We start from the raw sequence: 17,940 nt of genomic DNA on the forward strand, positions 1-17,940 counted from the left end.
ATTCCCTGGGTGAAGCCCCAGTTATTTTTGTCGAACAAAAGTGGGAATCTCCTCACCGTCCAGGCCCATCGTGAAATACTGGAGCGTATCGTTAAAAGCACGGATGATGACGTGGCATTGTACGTCAAACTCGCCTTTTTCAATGAGGCAAAACTCGTTGGTCCCTCCCGCGCCACTAAAACCGCAGGCGGTTTCCTGGCAGCCCGGCAGGAATTCCAGTTTATTGCTTAGGGTAAGTGACCCGGCACGGTAGTACAAGACCTGGGTGGGCTGGAACTCCAGTTCCTCTTCGGGGTCAGCGACGGACCGCCAGCGGCCCAGGTAATTGGGAGGGGTGCGGCCCAGGTCAGTGGAAATGGAGATGACCACGGGGCGGGCCTTTCGCAGGGTCGGGTCGTCGCTTTTCAGCTCGGTGCCGTCACCCAGCAGTTCCATTGGCGTCTCCTCGCCTTCGGCGGTAAGGAGGAAGGAGGGAGAGAAACCAGCAGCGAAAGCCCCGCCGTTCCAGTTGACCACTTGCCCGCCATAATCCCAGCCGAAACCACTGATGGTGAATGGCTGCCCGTTGATTTTTTCTACCTCCCCAATGCTGGTACCGATGCTGAGGCCGTTGGTGCTCGTCCAGTCGGAGCGCATTTCTTCGCCCTCTTCGTAGTTGCCGGTGATGCGGATAAAGGAGGGGCGGAGGGTGTCGTAACTTTCGTTGTAATACAGCTCTGCCCTGCGCCGGGGGTTATCGGGGAAAAGGATAACGGCTTCTTCTTCGTAGCCTTCGCCGATGAAGATGGTGCCCAAGACGGCGCTGTCTCCATAAAGGGCCAGGACCTGCGACCGGGAGGCACTATCGGACACAATGGGCCCAAAGCGTTTTCCGGGCTCAAAGGTGAAATCGAGAATGCGGGCAGGTACTGCACTGTTGGCGTCTACCACGGGGCCCTCCGCGTTTTTACAGGCGGCAAAGGCCGTAGCAAGGGCAATAAGAAGGATGAATCTGGGGGTGGACATGGGTGCATACTATGTTGCTGCGAAGGTAAAAAATGGGCAGGCAATTTTTATGAGCACCCGATAAGAAGTTTGCTGGGCGCGGATAGCGTGTACCGGCCGGGGAGGGTGTTGCGGCGGCCCGCCCGTTACCGCAGCGTACCCTATATTGAGCCCTCTTTTCCTCCCTTTACCCCCTTCCTCCTTTACTTCCTTTCTCCTTTATTAAAGCACACCCCAATGTTCCGTCTCACCCTCCTTGCCTTGCTGGCCGGATTCCTCTGCACCTGCGGCCGCGCCCCCCAGGAAGACCCTTCGCCAATGACCGACGCCGAGCTGCGCGCCCACGCCAATGAGCTGGCCCACCGCTACCTGATTACCGACGGACACGTGGACCTGCCCTACCGCCTGAAGGTGAAAAATTTCCGCCTGGACAAAGAATACCTCGGCATCCCCATCGAGACCAGCGAGGGGGATTTTGACTACGTCCGCGCCGTAGAAGGCGGGCTTGACGCGCCGTTTATGTCCATTTACATTCCCAGCGGACTCCAGGCCGAACCCGGCGCCAGCCCCGCCCTGGCCGATAGCCTCATCGCCATGGTCCGGGGCATCGCCGAGGCCCACCCCGATAAATTCCGCATCGCCACCAGCCCCGCCGAACTGGAACAGAATTTCCGCGACAGCGTCATGAGCCTGCCCATGGGTATGGAAAACGGCAGCCCGATCGAAGACAAAATCGAACGCGTCGCGGAATACCACGCCAAGGGCATCCGCTACATCACCCTGACCCACGGCAAAGACAACCTGATCTGCGACAGCAGCTACGATACCACCCGCACCCACGGAGGCCTGAGCGAATTCGGCCGCGAGGTGGTCCGCGAAATGAACCGCGTAGGCATCATGGTCGACATCAGCCACGTGAGCGACTCCACCTTCTGGCAAGTCGTCGAAATGACCGACGTGCCCGTGATTGCCAGCCACTCTTCGGCCCGCAAATTCACCCCCGGCTTCGAGCGCAACATGGACGACGCCATGATCAAGCGCCTGGGGGAAGAGGGCGGCGTGATCCAGATCAACTTCGGCTCCACCTTCCTGGATGGTAAACTGCGCATCCGCCAAGACAGCCTGCGGGGCATCCTTCAGGAACGCCTCGCGGCAGCGGACCTCCAGTACCGCGACGAGGCCGCCAAACCCCTCATCGAAGCCTTTGAAAAGGAATTTCCCACCCTTTACGCCGACGTAGAAACGGTAGCCGACCACATCGACCACGTCGTCGCCCTCGCGGGAATTGACCACGTGGGCCTGGGCTCCGATTTCGACGGCGTAGGGGATTCCCTGCCCACCGGCCTGAAAGACGTCTCCGATTACCCCAACCTGATCTACACCCTGCTCAAACGGGGCTACTCCGACGACGACATCCAAAAAATCTGCTCCGGCAACGTCCTCCGCGTATGGCGGGCCGTGGAAGCGGCCGCTACGGCACAGTAAACATCCGCTGCTGGATTCCCCCCCCATCTTTTCACTGGCTCCGGGCCGCTGGGATGCCTTACCCGCCCAGCGGCCCGGAGCGCCCTTCAACCCCCGTCAACATGACCACAAAGGCGACCTATTACCTCCTGAGCAGCCTCGTTCTGCTGCACATTATTTGGGATTACTTGCTAGAAGACCGGCTTGGGCTTTCCGACACCAACAATGAAACGGTGGAAGGCATTCTCGTCCTCCTCCTCTTGGGCACTTTGGCTTACCATGGTTATTTGCGTTGGCGGGGGAAATAGTCAATTCAAGGCCTATGCTACTTTGCCGCCTTTTGCCCTTGGTCCTGGTGCTGACCGCCTGCGGAACCAGTCACCCGCCCAGGCGCATCCGCTTGCCGCCGGCGCTAACCGAGGCCTCCGGACTGGTGATTAGCGGCGAGCGTTTTCACTGGCACAACGACAGTGGAGACGGCCCCTACCTCTATACCACCGATGCCACGGGGCGGCTGCTCCGCACCGATACCCTGGCCGCCCGGGCCAGCGACTACGAAGACCTGACCAAAGACCCGGCGGGAAACTTCTACGTCGGCGACTTCGGCAATAACGGCGGGCGGCGCAAGAACGCCGTCATTTACCGCTACCAGCCCAGCAGCGGACGCACCGACAGCATCGTCTTCCGCTACCCCGGCCAGAACGGCGCGGGGCGCGACGTGGCCGGCAACTACGACTGCGAAGCGCTGGCCTACCACGGCGGCTATCTCCACCTCTTCACCAAAGACCAGCTCTTCGGGCGCGGCAATTTCCTGACCTACCACTTCCGCGTACCCGCGCAGCCGGGCACGTACGTCGCCGAACTGCGCGATAGCCTCCGCCTGCCCCGGCGGGTGGTGACGGCGGCGGCCATCGATTCGGTGCGCGGCGAACTGGTCTTGACCGCCTACAACTTCAAAATGCTCCTGGGCTTTTTGCCCTCCAGCAGCGCTTCCCTGATCACTTTGCGGGATTATCCCCCGGGGCAATTCCTGCAAGGGCGCGTCCGGCGGCGCAACCTCAGTTGGGGGGTGCCCACCCAGTTTGAAGCCGTGGATTTCTACGACGACCAGTGGCTCTACGTGGCCAGCGAAGGCACCCGCCTGCGTAAGCACGCCCTGGCACGGCGGAAACGGCGGCGCTGAGGCCCCCGGCATGGCGTTCCTCAGGGGAGCGATGCGGAAAAGAGCACGTGAAAAACTGCGGAGCCAGGGTACGCCACGCAAAATGATAAAAAACTTTGGCTTAAGTGACATTGGTCACCGTGCAGGGCCAGGGTGGGCACCACTTTTGCAGGGTACATGAAAGACCCAAAGATCATCTACAAATTCGTACTGATGTGCCTGCTCTGCGTTGGGCTGGTCGCTTCCGCCGTCCTCATCGTGCAGTATTTCACCCGCTAAACTTTTCGCAAAATGAAAAAGAACATGTCTTCTACCGATCGGATCATCCGCGTGATCATCGCCGCCGTACTTATCGGCCTTTTCTTCGCCAACGTCGTGGTGGGTACCCTGGGCATCATCCTCCTCGTCTTAGCCGGCGTTTTTCTGCTTACCAGTACGGTCAGTTTCTGCCCGCTCTACACGCTGTTCGGGATTTCCACCTGCCCGGCTCCGGAGCGGAAGTAGGGAAGCCTCTTTTGGGCGCGGCCGCAGGTGCCAGGCAAGTTGAAGGAGCAAAGTACTGGCCGAACGGTAACTTTTCTTTTTCTTCGTCATAGTTCTACAGGAAAGGGGGCAAAGCTTCGGGCGAAGCTGTGCCCCCTTCTCAGGAAACTCATATCATTATGCCACCTCGTCTCGACTAGTACCTCATGAAACGGATTACCTCGACTTTACTGACATTGGCCTTCGCCACGGCACTTTACGGCCAAACCACCTGGACGGAAGTTCCGCTACCCGCAACCAGCCCAGGGAGCGGCCAACTTTTCGAGCTGAAGCTGGCCGGACCGAATTTGGCCTACGCGGTCGGCAACAAAATTCCTGCTTCCGGCCCCAACGAAGGTTTGATCTTCAAATACGATGGGGCCTCCTGGACGGAAATGCCCAACCCCGTAGTAGGAAATGGTTTGAGGATCAGCAGCATTGCACCCGTTAACACAAATGACCTATACATTTTGTCTGCCACCCGAACGATCCACCACTGGGACGGTAGCAGTTGGACAGATATTTCGGCCAACCTCCCAGGTTACAACGCAAACGAAAATTTTGACAACCGAGAGTTGCGAAAATTGCTGGCCTTTGCGAGCAACAATGTGTGGGCCTTTGGGAAATTTTTCAATACAGCCTCCGGATCAGGCGACTGGGAGACCTACGCTGCCCATTATGACGGAACCTCCTGGTCTTCAGTATCGCTTCCGCAGTCCAGCACGAGGGATGGAAATATTGCTGGACTGGTGATGGAAGTAGACGCTAGCGGGCCAGCCGATATTTGGATCGCCACCAGGGGGTACATCGAAGGCCCCGGTTTAACCCAATTGGGCATTTGGCACTACAACGGTACGGCTTGGTCTTTCACCGGAGAGACCATCGCTGCGGCAGGAAATGTCTTCCTGCGCGATGTCGACGTAGTAGCCCCGAATGATGTATGGTTCACCGGCTATTATTCTCCTGCCGCAGGGACCCTGACGGCCCTTTACGTCCACTTCGACGGAAGCACTTACACCTACACGGAGCAAGTTTTACCCACCACCGACTACCAGCGGTACTGCATCGGGGCCCTGAACGCAACCAATGTATGGGCTGGTCACCAAACCGATGGAACGGATTTTACATTTTTCAACGGAACAAATTGGACCCCCCAAAGCACCATCATCACCAATGACACTGGCGGGGGGATTCGAGACCTCAAAAGGAGAAATTCCTGCCTGTGGGCCGTGGGATACACCGGAGGACCCACCGCAGAACCGTTGTTACTGGAGACCTGTTTGCAGTCATTGCCCGTTGAATTGGCCTACTTTGAGGCGGTCCGGGAAGAAAAAATGGTACGGCTTCAATGGCAAACTGATGTCGAAATCAACAGCGATTACTTTGAGGTGCAGAAATCGACGAATGGCCGCGACTGGATGCCCGTCGGCAGGGTCTACGCCCGTATAAACGGCCCTGGCCCCAACCAATACGAACAAGCAGATCCCAGCCCCGTGGTGGGGGAAAATTTCTACCGCCTCCAAATGCTGGATCTGGATGGCACGTCCACTTTTTCCCCCGTGGTAAGTGTAGTATTTACTCTTGATAAAGGATTTACAGTTTATCCCAATCCCTCCACCGGGGAATTCACCATATCCATGGGGGGCAATACCGGGGAGCTCCTACGGGTCTACAATTTACTCGGGGCACTGGTACATTCCGAAAAAATAGGGGAAAATTACCGGCTTGACCTAAATCATCTGGAGGCCGGGGTTTATCTTCTGAAGAGCAGCAGGGAAGCCCAGTTGGTTTTGATTAAGCATTAAGCGGCATAAGCCGTTGGAGGTTCATGGAGATTTCGTTGGGTGAGGGAGGGCTGTAAACATTGGCTCAGGTTACCGCACAGACAAAAAAAGGAACCCACCGCCAGCTGCTTGCAGTTGTATAACGGCTGATTAATACCACGCAATACTGCGCAGCAAACGGGCTGGGCTGGCAGTGGGAAGAAGTTTAGACGCGCTCTTCTGGGCGCGGCCGCAGGTGCCGGGCAAGTTGAAGGAGCGATGGAGAGAGGACGGAATGTGCTCTCCCCTTCCCTCATCGAAACTGCTTAGGCTTCTGTTGCTGATGCGCCAACTCCGCAATCTCGGTAATGCGTTTTTTCCGGGTCTCGGGCCGTTTGGCGAGGACCAGCCACTGCAGGATGTTTCTTTGGTCGGTCCGGCTTAGGCCCCGGAAATAGCCTTGGGCGCGTGGCCACTTGCCGAACTCCGCCTCCAGGTCGGGGGGGATGATGAGGGCCTCTACCTCGTCCAGGATGGTCCAGGAGCCATCTTGCCTGGCCCGCTCAATCACGGCGTAGCCCGCTGGGGTCATGAGGCCTTCCTGGCCCAGGCGGACGATTTTGTCTTTGTTGATCTTCGACCACACGCTCCGCGGCTTCCGCGGACAAAAAAACTGCCGGAAGCGCTCCTCGTCCAGCTTCTGCGTTTTGCTGTCGATCCAACCGAAGCAGAGGGCTTCGTCGACCGCTTCGCTCCAGGAAAGGGAGGGTACCGCAGACGTTTTGCGGTAGTAAAGAAGCCAGACGGAAGACGCCGTGGCGTGGTGCGCTTGCAGCCAGGCCCGCCACGCTGCGCGGCTTTCTGCGTAAAACAGCTCGCTTTCTTTTTCCATGTTGCTGGCTTATAGTGCGCTTGGATAGACGGCGGCGTGGGGGAGGGCCGCTGCGGCTGCCAGCGCAAGGGCAAGAATAAGGGAAAGATTGTTAATTTTAAAACAAATTGTAATTTTATTTTACGTTTCTCCTCGCTCCGTGGCAAAAATAGCTTTGGCAAACTGGCCTTTGGGCCAACTTCCTTGGTTCTCAAGGAGGAATTCCCCGGGCAGGCTTAAGTCAGAGCGGGCAAAATCGGTAAGTTTGTCTGCATTCTTGCTGTCGGAATCCGACACCTTCTCAAAAAAAATTATCTTTGTGGGCCAATCATAATTTCCATGAAAGAAAGCTACAAACACTTACCTGCCAGGTACTTCTGGCCAGTTTTATTTTTCCTGGCCGTGTTCATTTCTGGATGTCAGCCCGACGATGACGATATCTTTGACGCTGAGCTCCCTTCCCCTGCGGCCATCGACGCTGAAGTGGCCCTGCGCTACCACGAGCTGTTCCTGGACCTGGAGCGCTTCACCCCTGGTTACCGCCCGCCGGTATCGGCCCGTGCCGCTGCCTACGTTTCCTGGATCGGTTACGAGACCCTGGTGCCCGCCATGGGCGGCAGCAACTCGCTGGCCCCCCACTTTAACGTTAGCGGCCTGCCCGAGCCCGAGCCCGGCCGCCCCTACCACTGGCCAACGGCCCTGGTGGAAGCCTACACGCAGTCGCTGGAATACTTCTTTCCCAATGCTCCGGCTGAACGTCTCTTCGCCATCTACGAATTGCGCAACGAGTTCTTTGAAATCTACAAGCAACAGGTTTCCCACGAAACCTTCACCCGCTCTTCCGCCTACGGCCGGGAGATGGCCGCCGTCATCTGTGCCTGGTCGGCTACCGATGCTGCTGGCCACGAAGCTTACCTGCGCAACAGCGACCCCACCTACGTCCCACCAACTGGCCCGGGATTGTGGCAGCCGACTTTCCCTGACTTCACCCCCGCCCTGCTGCCCCGCTGGGGTACTGTCCGCACTTTTGCTGCCGACGAGACCGACGTCATTCCCCCGCCCCTGGAGTACAGCACCGATCCCAGCTCCGCCATCTACCAGGAGGCCCTGACGGTGCGCAACATGGTCGTCGAAATCAAAGCCGGTGGCCTGGAAGAAGACCGATGGATCGGGGAATTCTGGAGTGACGATTGTCCCATCCTGACCTTCACCCCCGCTGGCCGCTGGTATGCAGTGGCCAACCAGCTGGTGCAGGGTGAAAACCTCCGCCTTGACCGGGCCGTTACCCTTTACGCCCACCTTGGCATGGCGCTCAACGATGCGGGCGTACGCGCGTGGGCCGAGAAATACCGCTACAACTACGAGCGGCCGATCGATTACATCCGCCGCGTCATGCCCGGAAATGAAGACTGGAACACCATCATGTGCCCCGATGGCTCCGGAAACTACTTCACGCCACCTTTCCCGGCCTACCCCTCCGGGCACGCCACCTTTGGCGCGGCAGCCGTGGTAACCTTCGAAAAATTCTTCGGCACCAATGTGGGGATGACCGACCGCTGCCACGAAGGCCGTACGGAGTTCCGGGGTGACCCCCGCACCTTCGCCCGCTTCCGCGACATGGCCATCGAAAATGGCTACTCCCGCATCCCCCTTGGCGTTCATTTCCAAATGGACTCCGACTTTGGCCTCGACCTGGGCTACCGGATCGGAACCAAAGTCAATGCCCTGCCATGGGGACGGTAGTGCCCCGCCCGCTTCTCCTGTTGGTCCTCACGCTGGCGTGGGCATCTTGTGACCAAGGTGCCCACGCCAGCGTAGACGAGCACTGGGAACAGTTGCAACCCCTCGTCCACAGGCAGCAACGCTTGCGCTGTACCATGGACAGCTTACGACAGCAGGCCGTCCAGCTCTGGGATGGGGTAGTGGAAACACTGGATGCCCAACTGCCAGCAACGATGCCCGCCGAAGAGCGACGCAATATGCTTGCCGTGCGCAATCGCTCCCTCATCCAGATGTTTATGGCCTACGACTCGCTCTCGCCCGGCATTCAACAGCGCGTGGAAATTGCCGGAGTGCAGGATTCGCTCCTTGCCCTGGCCATCAAAGCCAATAATGCCCAGACGGAAGCCCTCGCCCGTACCTTGGACAGTACCCTGATGGCCCTGAAGCCGCAGATGAGCAGCGCCGAATTCCGGACCCTTACGGAACAACTTGCGGGGGGCAGCGACAAGAATGCCTCGCCGCCCTGTGCCCATTAATCCTGCTTTCCTGCGCTAATAATCCGGATGGTTTCCGCCAGCACCTGGTCTTCGCCGGGGGCTAAGCCAGCGGACAGCGGGTGTTGAACGGGCACGCCATAACCGAATGCCCCCAGCGAGGAATTGGACACTATCTGGTAGCGGGGGATGCGCACCCGAATTGCCGAATGGGGCAATACCAGATCGTAATAAACCATCGCGTTCGCCCCGCTTTCCGTCCCCCCCGTTTCGCCGCCGAAGAAGGTAGCTCCATGTTCGTGGAGGTGGGCAGCCACCAGGGCTGCCTGCGAGAAGGTGCTTCCGTTGGTAATTACGTTCACTTTTCCGGTGTGAAGGACTTTGCTGGGCTGGTAGGTGAAAGTGTGGGTCTTTTGGCCCGCAATTTTGTGCTTGCTGGGTTTGATGGAAAAGGCCATTCTGGTGAGCTTGTTCCAGAAGTCCATACTGACGTGCTTATTCTTCGTGACTTTGCGCTTGGGCTCGTTGAAGTTGAACTCGAAGGGATCCGGCGTCAGGTGGCTCAGCAGGCGGTTGCCGTTGCCGAAATAGCCGCCGGAATTGTTGCGCAAATCCAGGACCAACTGGGCTGCGGGGTATTGCTGGAGGTGCTCAAACACCTCCGCGTAGTATTTTTTGAACGCCTTCCGGTCGCTGAAACTGCTGATTTTAAGGTAGGCCAGGTTTTGCGTTTCGTCCAAGGCATAGGTGCTCCAGTCGTTGGCGTAAACGACCTCAAATGCACCGGGCAAGGCCGTCTCCACGGGGGCTTTTAGGGGGCTGTTTGCGTTGTTGACCCACGTTTCCTGGACGTCACCGGCCTGGTTTTTAAAGCCCACCAGCACCTCCCGCTGGATGCCGCAGAGAAAGAGGAAATAGGTTCTGAACTTGCGAATGGTTTCCGCTTCCACCAGGGCGGTGGTGTAGCCGTCCCGTTCCTGGAACTGGGCCATTTCTGCTAGAACATCTTTAATAGGGATGCTATCAAGGCTAAGGAGTTCATCGTTGGTGGAAAAGGGCAAGTCCTCATCGGTGGTGTTGGCGATGTAGATTTTCCCCTCGGCGCGCTTGATCTCAAAAGGCAGGAGTATTTTTTGCCCTTTCAAGGAATTGTACCAGGCCTCGGAGGGTTTCCCAAAGGTGTGGCCACACTTGACCCGGGCAATCAGGTGACGGGCTACGAGGTGAAACTTCAGTTCCGTCAGGCTATCGGGCAAGGCCTCCCGCTGGCTTTCGTAAAAGGCGCGGAATTCTGCCTCGGGAGTGTAGTGGAAAGGCGCGGGGTGGTAGTTGATTAAGGATGCGTACAGTACGTCGTAATCTTCCATCAACTGGGCCTGGGTCAACATCTTCTCGTAGGGCCCTTGCGGGTCCTGGGCGCTCAGCATCCCCCAACTCCCAAACAGCAATACGTATGCACACAATTTTTTCATTTTCATCTTTTCACTGGATAACTACGGGTTTGCGTTGACAACTGCCTTTGCCCTGGACTTGCCCCGCTCTCCTCCGGCTCCTAACCTGGCACCTGCGGCCGCGCCCTGGTGCTACGCTAACTCGCTAAAATCGCCTCCTTGATCTCTTCCACCAGGGCCTTGTGTTCGGGGCTGAAGTGATCTTTCCAAGCCAGGCCGCGGGTTTTGAGATCGAAGTGTTTGACCAGGGTACCGACGGGGTGCAAGGTGCCGTCGGCATTCGTGGGGTAGCCCAGCACGTAGAGGGAGTCGGCCATCTCCACGGCCAGGTCAATATCGTGGGTACAGAAAATGATGGTGGCCAGTTCGTGGCTCTGGTTGATGAGCCTGAAGGCGTTGATGGCGTTCTGGATATTGCCCACGTCGAGGCCCGAAAAAGGCTCGTCCAGAATGATGTAGTTGGTTGAACTCAGCACTTGTTCCAGGATGGCCGTGCGCTGCCGCTGTCCGCCGGATAGCTCATTGGGGTACTGGTGCCTGACGGCATAAAGGCCCCAGTCTTTGAGGTACTGGGTGATTTTTTTGTCTTTTTCCGCCGCCGGGAGGCTTTGCTTGCGCATGGCAAATTCCATGGCCTGCTGGATGGTCTTGTGGCGGAAGAGGACGTAATTCTGGCTTACGAAGCCTACGTCGCCTTCCCGCACCTTGCGCAGCGGTGGGTTCTCCCCCTCCTTAATGGGGGCCTGGAGATCGGAGATCATTACTTCGCCCTGGGTAGGTTGCTCCAGGCCCGCCAGGGAGCGGAAGAGGGTGGATTTGCCCCGCCCGGAGCGGCCAACGAAGGCAATCGTCTGCCCCTGCACCACGTCGGGCCGTAAGACGTCTTTTTCCGTGAACGTGATGTGCTCAATGATCTGTTTTTCGCCGTAGGCCACCCCCACGTTTTCTACGTGCAGAATCGCCTCGGCGTGTTGATAGGTAGCCATGGCCTCAGATTTTGGAATAGCGGAACAGCATGCGCCGTAAAAAATTAAGGAAAACGTCAATCCCCAGCCCCACCAACAGAATGATGATTTGCAGCGCAACAATGCGGCCGTGGTTCATGAATTTATCGCTGTTCTTAATCAGTACGCCCAGGCCACCGGCCGCCACCAGGATGGACTCCACCGTCACCAGCATCATCCAGGTGATGGCCAGGTTTTGGCGCAGGACTTCAATGACGTAGTCCAGGCGGCCCTTGATGACCACTTCCCAGAGCACTTCCCAGCGGCTGCACTGCAAAGAACGGGCGTGGTCGAGTTCCTCCTGCGGAATAGCGGTAATGACGCCGAGCAGGGAAGTGATGAAGTAGAGGCTCATGAACACTACCAAGACGAGGATCTGCATATCCCGCGCGTCATTGACCACCATCGCCAGGTAGAAGGTGATGCCGGTAAGTGGCAAATAGCGCATCCGCGATAGCATGATGGCGACGGGACGAAAAAAGGGGACCACCGAGAGGTAGGCGAAAAAGAGGGAGATCAGGATGGAGATCACCGTCGCCTGCAGGCAAAGCCAGAGGCTGGAGGCGATGTGGCGTACGAGGCCTTCGGCAAACAGATCCCGAAAGCCTTCCCAGGCCAGCGACGGCGGGGGAAAGAGTTTGGTGGGCCCGGAGGTCCCGATGAACCAGAGGCCGAGCAGCAGCACCACCCAGATCCCGGAGATCAGGGCGGTGTGCTGGCGGGCTAGCCGTTCGAAGGGTTTAAACCAACTTCCGATAGTGGGCACTTTGAGGAGGATTAGTTGAGCAAGTTAATCACCACGCGGCGGTTCTGGGCGCGGCCGGTAGCGGTGGCATTATCGGCCACGGGCTCCGTTTCACCCTTACCCTCCACTTTCTGGAAGCGGTTGGCGGGGATGCCGCGCTGAATCATGTAGGTTTTCACCGCTTCGGCCCGCGACTGCGAGAGTACGAAGTTGGCGTCGGCGTCTCCCTCGGAATCGGTGTGGCCTACCATTTCCAGCTTGGCGTCTTCGGCCTGGATGAGCAGGTTGTAGATCTGGTCTAAGACGTCCTTAGCCCCGGGTGCGAGCGTGGCCCGGCCGCTGGCGAAGTTGATCTTCCACTCCCCGGAAGCGAGGACGGAGCGGGCCTTCTGGGTATAGTCGGTCGTGTAAGCCGCGCCAGCGTCGATGTCTTTGACGTTGGAGAGGAAACTGAGGTTGACGGCCTCGGCGTAGGGGACGATGCGCTTGACGTTCTGGTTGAAGCCGGCGGGGTTGAGTTCCTTGAGGTAGTATGACACCTGGTCGTAAACGGCCTGGTAGCGGTTTACGCCGTCGGTAAGGCCATAGTACTGCCGGGCGTCGGCGAGGTTGAAGACCCGCGAGCCGCCCATGTTGTAGCTGATGCCGCCTTTTTCGCCCTTCTGGCCCTGGAACATTGCCTTCCAGTAAGCGGCGTCTTCCATCTGGTAGGTTGCCGTTACGGCCTCGGCCGCGCGCTGCCGCCAGGAGTCGTAGAGCTTCAGCTGGTTGGAAGAGGTGAAGGAAGACTTGAGGATATTGCTCACCATTGCGGGGTTGCGCTCACACCATTCCTTGACGGCGATGAGGGTGGTGGCCATCTGGTTGTTGAATTCTTTGGTGGAGACGATGTCGGTAAAACCCGTCAGGGCGTCAAAGACCATTTTGTCGCCCGGCGTCCAGGTCGCACAGCCATCGATGGCCTTATTAATGGTGTTGCCCGTCAGTTTGCCGTCGACGATTTCCTTAAGGGGGATCGTCCAGCCTTCCCGTTGGGACTTGATCAGTTCCTTGGCCGACTCGATGTAGTCGTCGTTGGCCGAGGGGTAGAAGTTGACGGCGTTGGGGTCGTAGGTAGACGGATCGGGGTTGACGGGGATGCCGTTGGCGAAGGCGTAGTTGACGGAAGTCACCCAGTCTCCGTCGCCGATGACGGTAGAGATCAGGGCACCGCGCATGGACTGCGGGTCGAGCTTCCACTTCGGCGGGCCGATGAGTTTGTCTTCGCCGTAGCTGAGGCCTACCGCGCCGATGACCTGTACGTGGTACTTTCCGGGGCCGTACTTATCGTCAATGGCTTGCTGTACGGAACTGATGTAATAAGGTGCGCCGTCGCCCATCATCATGATGGCAAAAACGCCTTCCTCGGGGTGGGCTTTGCCAGCGTCAAATTCCTGGATGAACTTCATCTGGAGATTGCGCAACTCGGAGAGCCAGTCCTGGCGGATGATTTCCAGGTTGACGTTGTTGCTTTCCATGACGGAGCCCTCGGTGGTGAAAGGGCCACCGTTGGCGGCGATGATGCCCGACTGGGCGTTCCAGGCGTAGGCGGCGATGCGCGCCAGGGGTTGGCTGGCTACTTTTTGGGAACGGGCCTCGCCGGGCAGCGGAATTTGGGCAGCGTCGGTTACGTTGTTAACGTCGCTATCCGTTACCTCGATGCTTTCCAGTTGCCGGGATTCTTCTACCTTGATGCCCGGGGCAAACTGGTAGAGGAAGTAAGCAATCACGCCCACGATCAGCAGCGTGATCAGGAGCTTGGAAAAAGTGGTGAGTCTGGCCATTGCGTGTGGGTATTTTATGCTTGGATGAATAAGGCAGGAGCGGAAAAGGCAAGCTTTTTCGCGGAAGAACGGGTGGGATTTCGCAGCCAAGATAAGTGATTGTTGGCACCTGCGGTCCATGCGGCCCCCGAAAACACGATCAACGGGTTGGAACGACGATGAACTTCCCCGAAAAGTCGATCAGGGTGCCTCCGTTGGGACGCTGAGAGGTGGGCCCCGGACCTCCCCGGCTTTCCCCGGGGAGCCTCGCCCGGCACCTGCGGCCGCGCCCGAGCGTTGCGGATTGACGAAAAAACAGGCCGCCCCCAAAATGACTTCGGAGGCGGCACTGTTACGGGTTTGATGATAATAATTTGGGGCTACTGCACCCGCACCTTGTACTGGAAGGTATTGCCAACGGATTTGCCGTCGAAGTGGATGCTGATGATGTAGCCATTGACGTTGTTGAGCTGGTGCTGCCGCGTTTCGCTTTTGTTGCTCTGCTGGGAATTGATTTCGTTGAACCAGCCCGTGTGCAGTTTGGTGTAGTTGCCGTTTCTATCGACTTTGCAGATGACGTAGCTCGTCTTGCCTTTGCCATCGAGTTCGTTGATGTTGACCGTCATCGAGTTCTTGTTGGAAGGGACGCACGAGAGGTACATGCGACCGCCGGTGCTGACGATGCGGCCTTCTTCCCAGCTGCCGAAGTCGAGCCGGCGCGGGCCGATGGTGGACCAGGCGCTGGAGCGCTGGTTCCAGTACTGGACCATCTTGCTCGTCAGGCCCGTGTAAGTACCGGGGTTCGCCAGGCAATTAGGGAAGCTGGCGGGCGAGCAGCCCTTTTCTTTCAGCACCTTATCGATTTCCTTATTCAAGTCGGAGATGACGCTGGGAGCAGACTGGCAGCTCTGGGCCGTGGCAAAACCGATGCCGCACAGCAGGAGCAGGGTAGAGAAAAAGTAACGCATGAAGAACGAATTTTAAGGGAGGAAAACCGGTGGCGGAAGCTCCGGCGGGATGAAGCATTGTCGCCGCCCGGGCGAGCGGCGGGAGAAAGGCTGCAGCGGCAGTTGGCGACGGCCATTTTCCGGATTAGGGACGGTGCCGCAAATTCAATTCCACACGGCCCCCGATTTTTTTTTATTTTGGCGGGGCCATAACACTAGTTTGCTCTACACTATGCAAGGAATGACCGACCTGGAACTGGTCCGGGCCTTCTGCGCCGAAGACCGGCGGCAGGCCTTGGGGATCCTCTACCAGCGCTACGGCCATCTGGTGGTGGGCCTGTGCCTGGACTACCTCAAGGAACGGGAAGCGGCGCGCGACGCGACAATGGAGATTTTCGAGAAGGTCACGCTCAAAGTCTGCGACCAGCCCATCGAAACCTTCCGGGCCTGGCTCTTCTACACCAGCCGCAACTACTGCATCGACCTGTTGCGCAAGCAAATCCGGGAACGGGAGCGCCAGGAAAAAATACCCGGGCCGGAGCTTATGGAAAGTGAGGCCGGGGAGCGTCCCTTAAGTGAAGCAAGGCTGGCCCTGCTGCCCGAGGCGCTGGCCCAACTGCCAGTTGCCCAGGCCCGTTGCGTCCGCCTTTTTTATTTATCAGGGATGACTTACGTACAAGTTTGCGAGCGTACCGGCTACGACCTCAAGCAGGTAAAAAGCTACCTGCAAAACGGCCGCCGCAATCTGCGTATTCACTTAGAAAAACTGGCGCATGAGCGATCAGAGTAAACAAGAAAGGGAAAAATGGCTCCGGGGCAGCGCGCCCGCAGGTGGCGACGACGACTTTGCCCGCCACGCCGCGCGCGGCCGCCAGGAACTGGCTTCCGAGGAGGAGGCCAGTGCTTTGCTGGCTGAGCTGGACGGCCTGCTCGCCACGCGCTTCGGGGCTGCACCGCCGCTGGCGCAAACGGACTTGGGCGCGGCCGCAGGTGCCGAAATAAAGACAGGGAGCAAGGCACACCAAACCCGGGTGCGTCCGCTAAGCCGGTGGTGGACCGCCGCAGCTGCCGTATTGCTGCTCGTGGCCGCCGGCCTCTGGTACACCAGCCAGGGAACCGGACCGACGCCGGAAGAAGCCTACGCCCAGGCCTTCACCCCCTACGCCAACGAGCTCAGCGGACGCAGCATGGGCGATACCCCCGAGACCCCCGAACGCAGCGCCGACCTGGAGGCCGCCCTCCTGGCCTACGACCGCCGCGACTACGCTGCTGCGGCGACGTTCTTTGCCGATTACCTCAACACGGCACCTGCGCCCGCGCCCGCAAACGCCACCGCCGCCCGCCTGTACTACGGCATCAGTTTGCTGGCCGCCGGCAACGCGACGACCGCCGACACCATTCTGGCTCCGCTGGAAAGCGACCCCCGCTACGGCCCGCCCGCCCGCTGGTACCGCGCCCTGGCCCTCCTGCGCAAAGGAGACCTGCCCGCCGCCCGCCTGGCCCTCGAAAGCATCATCAACTCGGCCGAATCTCCCTTCCGCAGCCGCGCCGAAAGCCTCTTAGCAATCATTTCTTAGTCTTCCAATCCTCATCCCACATGCGTATCTACACCCTCCTCTTGCTGGCCAGCCTCGCCTGGTCAACACTGGCCAGCCAGCCTGGCCCACCCGACCCCCTGGACCCCGCCTACGCGCAAATCTTCCAGGCTTACAAAAACAAACTCCAGGAGCACGGCTACCCCGTCGGGCGGGCCGGCAACAGCGCCTACGTGCCCGGGCAGTACGTCCTTAAATACCAGGGCAGCAACGCCAGCAGCGATTTTGCTGCCGACCTGGCGAAACTGAAAATGGACTTCGGCCCCAACAACGTCAAACTCATTAGCCAGTGCGGCTGCGGCAGCGATTTCCAGATCTACGCCGTCGAATTCAGAACCCTGGGCGGTGAAGAGAAGGGCAAAGCGGGCAAAACCCAGGTGGCCCAAAGCATCGGGCAGGAAGAGGTGGAGCCCAACTTCTACGTCGTCCCTGAACTCCCCCAGATTCAGGACCGCCCCGCCTACAACCAGCTGCCCCCCAATTTCGCCGTCCTGCCCAGCGGGAAGCCCGGCACCCCGGTCACCATCGCCCTGCTCGATTCCGGCATCGACCCCTATTTCCAGCACCCCCAGGTAACCAACGGCTACGCTCCTCTCTACCTGTGGAAGAATGAAAGTAAAGACCCCGACCCCTTCTGCCTGCCAAACGACGTCTTCGGCTGGGACTTCATCAACGACGACAATGCGCCGGTCGATGACAACTCCCACGGCACCCACATCGCCAGCCGCATTGCCCAGCAGCTGAAAACCAACGCCCCCGACGTCAACTACCGCTTCATGTCCGTCAAAATGCTCGACCACGACGGCGTTGGCACTACCTTCCACGCCGCCTGTGCTGTGTACTATGCCGCTTACCATAAAGCCGACGTCATCAACGCCAGCTGGGGTTTTTACGGAGAACGCGATGCCATCCTCCGCGGTGCCTTCGAGTACGCCGAAAGCCAGGGCGTTGCTACGCTGACCTCGGCGGGCAACGAGCGGCAAGACATCAGTGAGGTGAATCATTACCCGTCCTCTTTTACCCTGGAGAGGGACCCCTTGAACAGCATCTTTTTCACCTCCGCAGCGCGTACGAAAACCCAGTTATGGCCCCTGACCAACTACTATTTCGACGAAACGGCCCGGGGCAGCCACTTCCGGGCCGCCCCCGGTGCTAACCTGTGGGGACTTATGCCCCATCACCTTGGCTTGCCGGATAATGTGGCCAGGAAATCGGGCACCTCCATCGCGGCACCTTTTGCTACGGCGCTGGCTGCGTACTACCACCATCTGCACCCCGGCGCCGACCCCGTGGCGCTGACGGAGGCGCTGAAGGCCGCCATTGAAGACCAGGGCACCGCAGCTACACTGAACTATAATGGCCTGGCCATACCTTATAAAGTCTTCAGTTGGGTTATCTTGCAATAAACCATTGC

Annotated in this window: 17 protein-coding genes; 10 read left to right on the forward strand and 7 right to left on the reverse strand. The window is 58.7% G+C overall.

Annotated elements, in window-relative coordinates:
* Nucleotides 1-21 precede the first annotated feature (21 nt).
* A complete protein-coding gene (locus H9S92_RS11340) occupies nucleotides 22-1,005 on the reverse strand; it encodes a hypothetical protein (protein WP_187466835.1) in 984 nt (327 codons plus the stop codon).
* Between the two features lie 216 nt (nucleotides 1,006-1,221).
* Between H9S92_RS11340 and H9S92_RS11345 the strand changes: the two genes are divergently transcribed.
* The 5 genes from H9S92_RS11345 to H9S92_RS11365 all read left to right on the forward strand — a co-directional run bounded on the left by H9S92_RS11345 (nucleotide 1,222) and on the right by H9S92_RS11365 (nucleotide 5,937).
* Complete coding sequence (locus H9S92_RS11345; protein WP_187466836.1) at nucleotides 1,222-2,469, forward strand: dipeptidase; 1,248 nt, start codon at nucleotides 1,222-1,224, stop codon at nucleotides 2,467-2,469.
* 101 nt (nucleotides 2,470-2,570) lie between these two features.
* Nucleotides 2,571-2,756, forward strand: coding sequence for a hypothetical protein (locus tag H9S92_RS11350; RefSeq protein WP_187466837.1), 186 nt, complete (start codon nucleotides 2,571-2,573; stop codon nucleotides 2,754-2,756).
* Nucleotides 2,757-2,770: 14 nt separating this feature from the next.
* Complete coding sequence (locus tag H9S92_RS11355; RefSeq protein ID WP_187466838.1) at nucleotides 2,771-3,631, forward strand: hypothetical protein; 861 nt, start codon at nucleotides 2,771-2,773, stop codon at nucleotides 3,629-3,631.
* A gap of 270 nt (nucleotides 3,632-3,901) precedes the next feature.
* Nucleotides 3,902-4,114, forward strand: a complete 213-nt coding sequence (locus tag H9S92_RS11360; protein ID WP_187466839.1) for a YgaP family membrane protein — start codon at nucleotides 3,902-3,904, stop codon at nucleotides 4,112-4,114.
* A 185-nt stretch (nucleotides 4,115-4,299) separates the two neighbouring features.
* The gene (locus H9S92_RS11365; RefSeq protein ID WP_187466840.1) at nucleotides 4,300-5,937 is read left to right on the forward strand and encodes a T9SS type A sorting domain-containing protein; all 1,638 of its coding nucleotides are present in this window, start codon (nucleotides 4,300-4,302) and stop codon (nucleotides 5,935-5,937) included.
* Nucleotides 5,938-6,208: 271 nt separating this feature from the next.
* Here the strand turns inward: H9S92_RS11365 and H9S92_RS11370 are convergent, their stop codons facing one another.
* Nucleotides 6,209-6,787, reverse strand: a complete 579-nt coding sequence (locus H9S92_RS11370) for a YdeI/OmpD-associated family protein (protein WP_187466841.1) — start codon at nucleotides 6,785-6,787, stop codon at nucleotides 6,209-6,211.
* Between the two features lie 318 nt (nucleotides 6,788-7,105).
* Here H9S92_RS11370 and H9S92_RS11375 point away from each other — a divergent pair, with 318 nt between their 5' ends.
* Nucleotides 7,106-8,509, forward strand: coding sequence for a vanadium-dependent haloperoxidase (locus tag H9S92_RS11375; protein ID WP_187466842.1), 1,404 nt, complete (start codon nucleotides 7,106-7,108; stop codon nucleotides 8,507-8,509).
* Nucleotides 8,497-9,024 carry a hypothetical protein gene (locus H9S92_RS11380; RefSeq protein WP_187466843.1) on the forward strand — a complete coding sequence of 176 codons (528 nt, stop codon included), beginning with the start codon at nucleotides 8,497-8,499 and terminating at the stop codon, nucleotides 9,022-9,024. The genes H9S92_RS11375 and H9S92_RS11380 overlap by 13 nt, the downstream gene beginning before the upstream one ends.
* On the opposite strand, the gene H9S92_RS11385 is transcribed toward H9S92_RS11380, so the two are convergent.
* The 5 genes from H9S92_RS11385 to H9S92_RS11405 all read right to left on the reverse strand — a co-directional run bounded on the left by H9S92_RS11385 (nucleotide 9,021) and on the right by H9S92_RS11405 (nucleotide 14,952).
* A complete protein-coding gene (locus H9S92_RS11385) occupies nucleotides 9,021-10,460 on the reverse strand; it encodes a S41 family peptidase (RefSeq protein ID WP_187466844.1) in 1,440 nt (479 codons plus the stop codon). The two genes, H9S92_RS11380 and H9S92_RS11385, sit on opposite strands and share 4 nt — an antisense overlap.
* A gap of 110 nt (nucleotides 10,461-10,570) precedes the next feature.
* On the reverse strand, nucleotides 10,571-11,419 hold the full coding sequence (locus H9S92_RS11390; RefSeq protein ID WP_187466845.1) for an ATP-binding cassette domain-containing protein: 849 nt from the start codon (nucleotides 11,417-11,419) through the stop codon (nucleotides 10,571-10,573).
* Between the two features lie 4 nt (nucleotides 11,420-11,423).
* On the reverse strand, nucleotides 11,424-12,203 hold the full coding sequence (locus H9S92_RS11395) for an ABC transporter permease (RefSeq protein WP_187466846.1): 780 nt from the start codon (nucleotides 12,201-12,203) through the stop codon (nucleotides 11,424-11,426).
* A gap of 11 nt (nucleotides 12,204-12,214) precedes the next feature.
* Nucleotides 12,215-14,005 carry an OmpA family protein gene (locus H9S92_RS11400; RefSeq protein WP_187466847.1) on the reverse strand — a complete coding sequence of 597 codons (1,791 nt, stop codon included), beginning with the start codon at nucleotides 14,003-14,005 and terminating at the stop codon, nucleotides 12,215-12,217.
* 359 nt (nucleotides 14,006-14,364) lie between these two features.
* A complete protein-coding gene (locus H9S92_RS11405) occupies nucleotides 14,365-14,952 on the reverse strand; it encodes a hypothetical protein (protein WP_187466848.1) in 588 nt (195 codons plus the stop codon).
* A 211-nt stretch (nucleotides 14,953-15,163) separates the two neighbouring features.
* Between H9S92_RS11405 and H9S92_RS11410 the strand changes: the two genes are divergently transcribed.
* From H9S92_RS11410 to H9S92_RS11420, 3 genes are read left to right on the forward strand one after another with little or no spacing between them, the layout of a single operon-like run.
* Complete coding sequence (locus H9S92_RS11410) at nucleotides 15,164-15,721, forward strand: RNA polymerase sigma factor (RefSeq protein ID WP_187466849.1); 558 nt, start codon at nucleotides 15,164-15,166, stop codon at nucleotides 15,719-15,721.
* Complete coding sequence (locus H9S92_RS11415; protein WP_187466850.1) at nucleotides 15,705-16,508, forward strand: hypothetical protein; 804 nt, start codon at nucleotides 15,705-15,707, stop codon at nucleotides 16,506-16,508. The genes H9S92_RS11410 and H9S92_RS11415 overlap by 17 nt, the downstream gene beginning before the upstream one ends.
* 20 nt (nucleotides 16,509-16,528) lie before the next feature.
* Entirely contained in the window at nucleotides 16,529-17,932 is a 1,404-nt protein-coding gene (locus H9S92_RS11420; RefSeq protein ID WP_187466851.1) for a S8 family serine peptidase, read from the forward strand.
* The last annotated feature ends 8 nt before the right edge of the window (nucleotides 17,933-17,940 follow it).

The organism is Neolewinella lacunae, assembly GCF_014349155.1.
Classification (GTDB): Bacteria; Bacteroidota; Bacteroidia; order Chitinophagales; family Saprospiraceae; genus Neolewinella; species Neolewinella lacunae.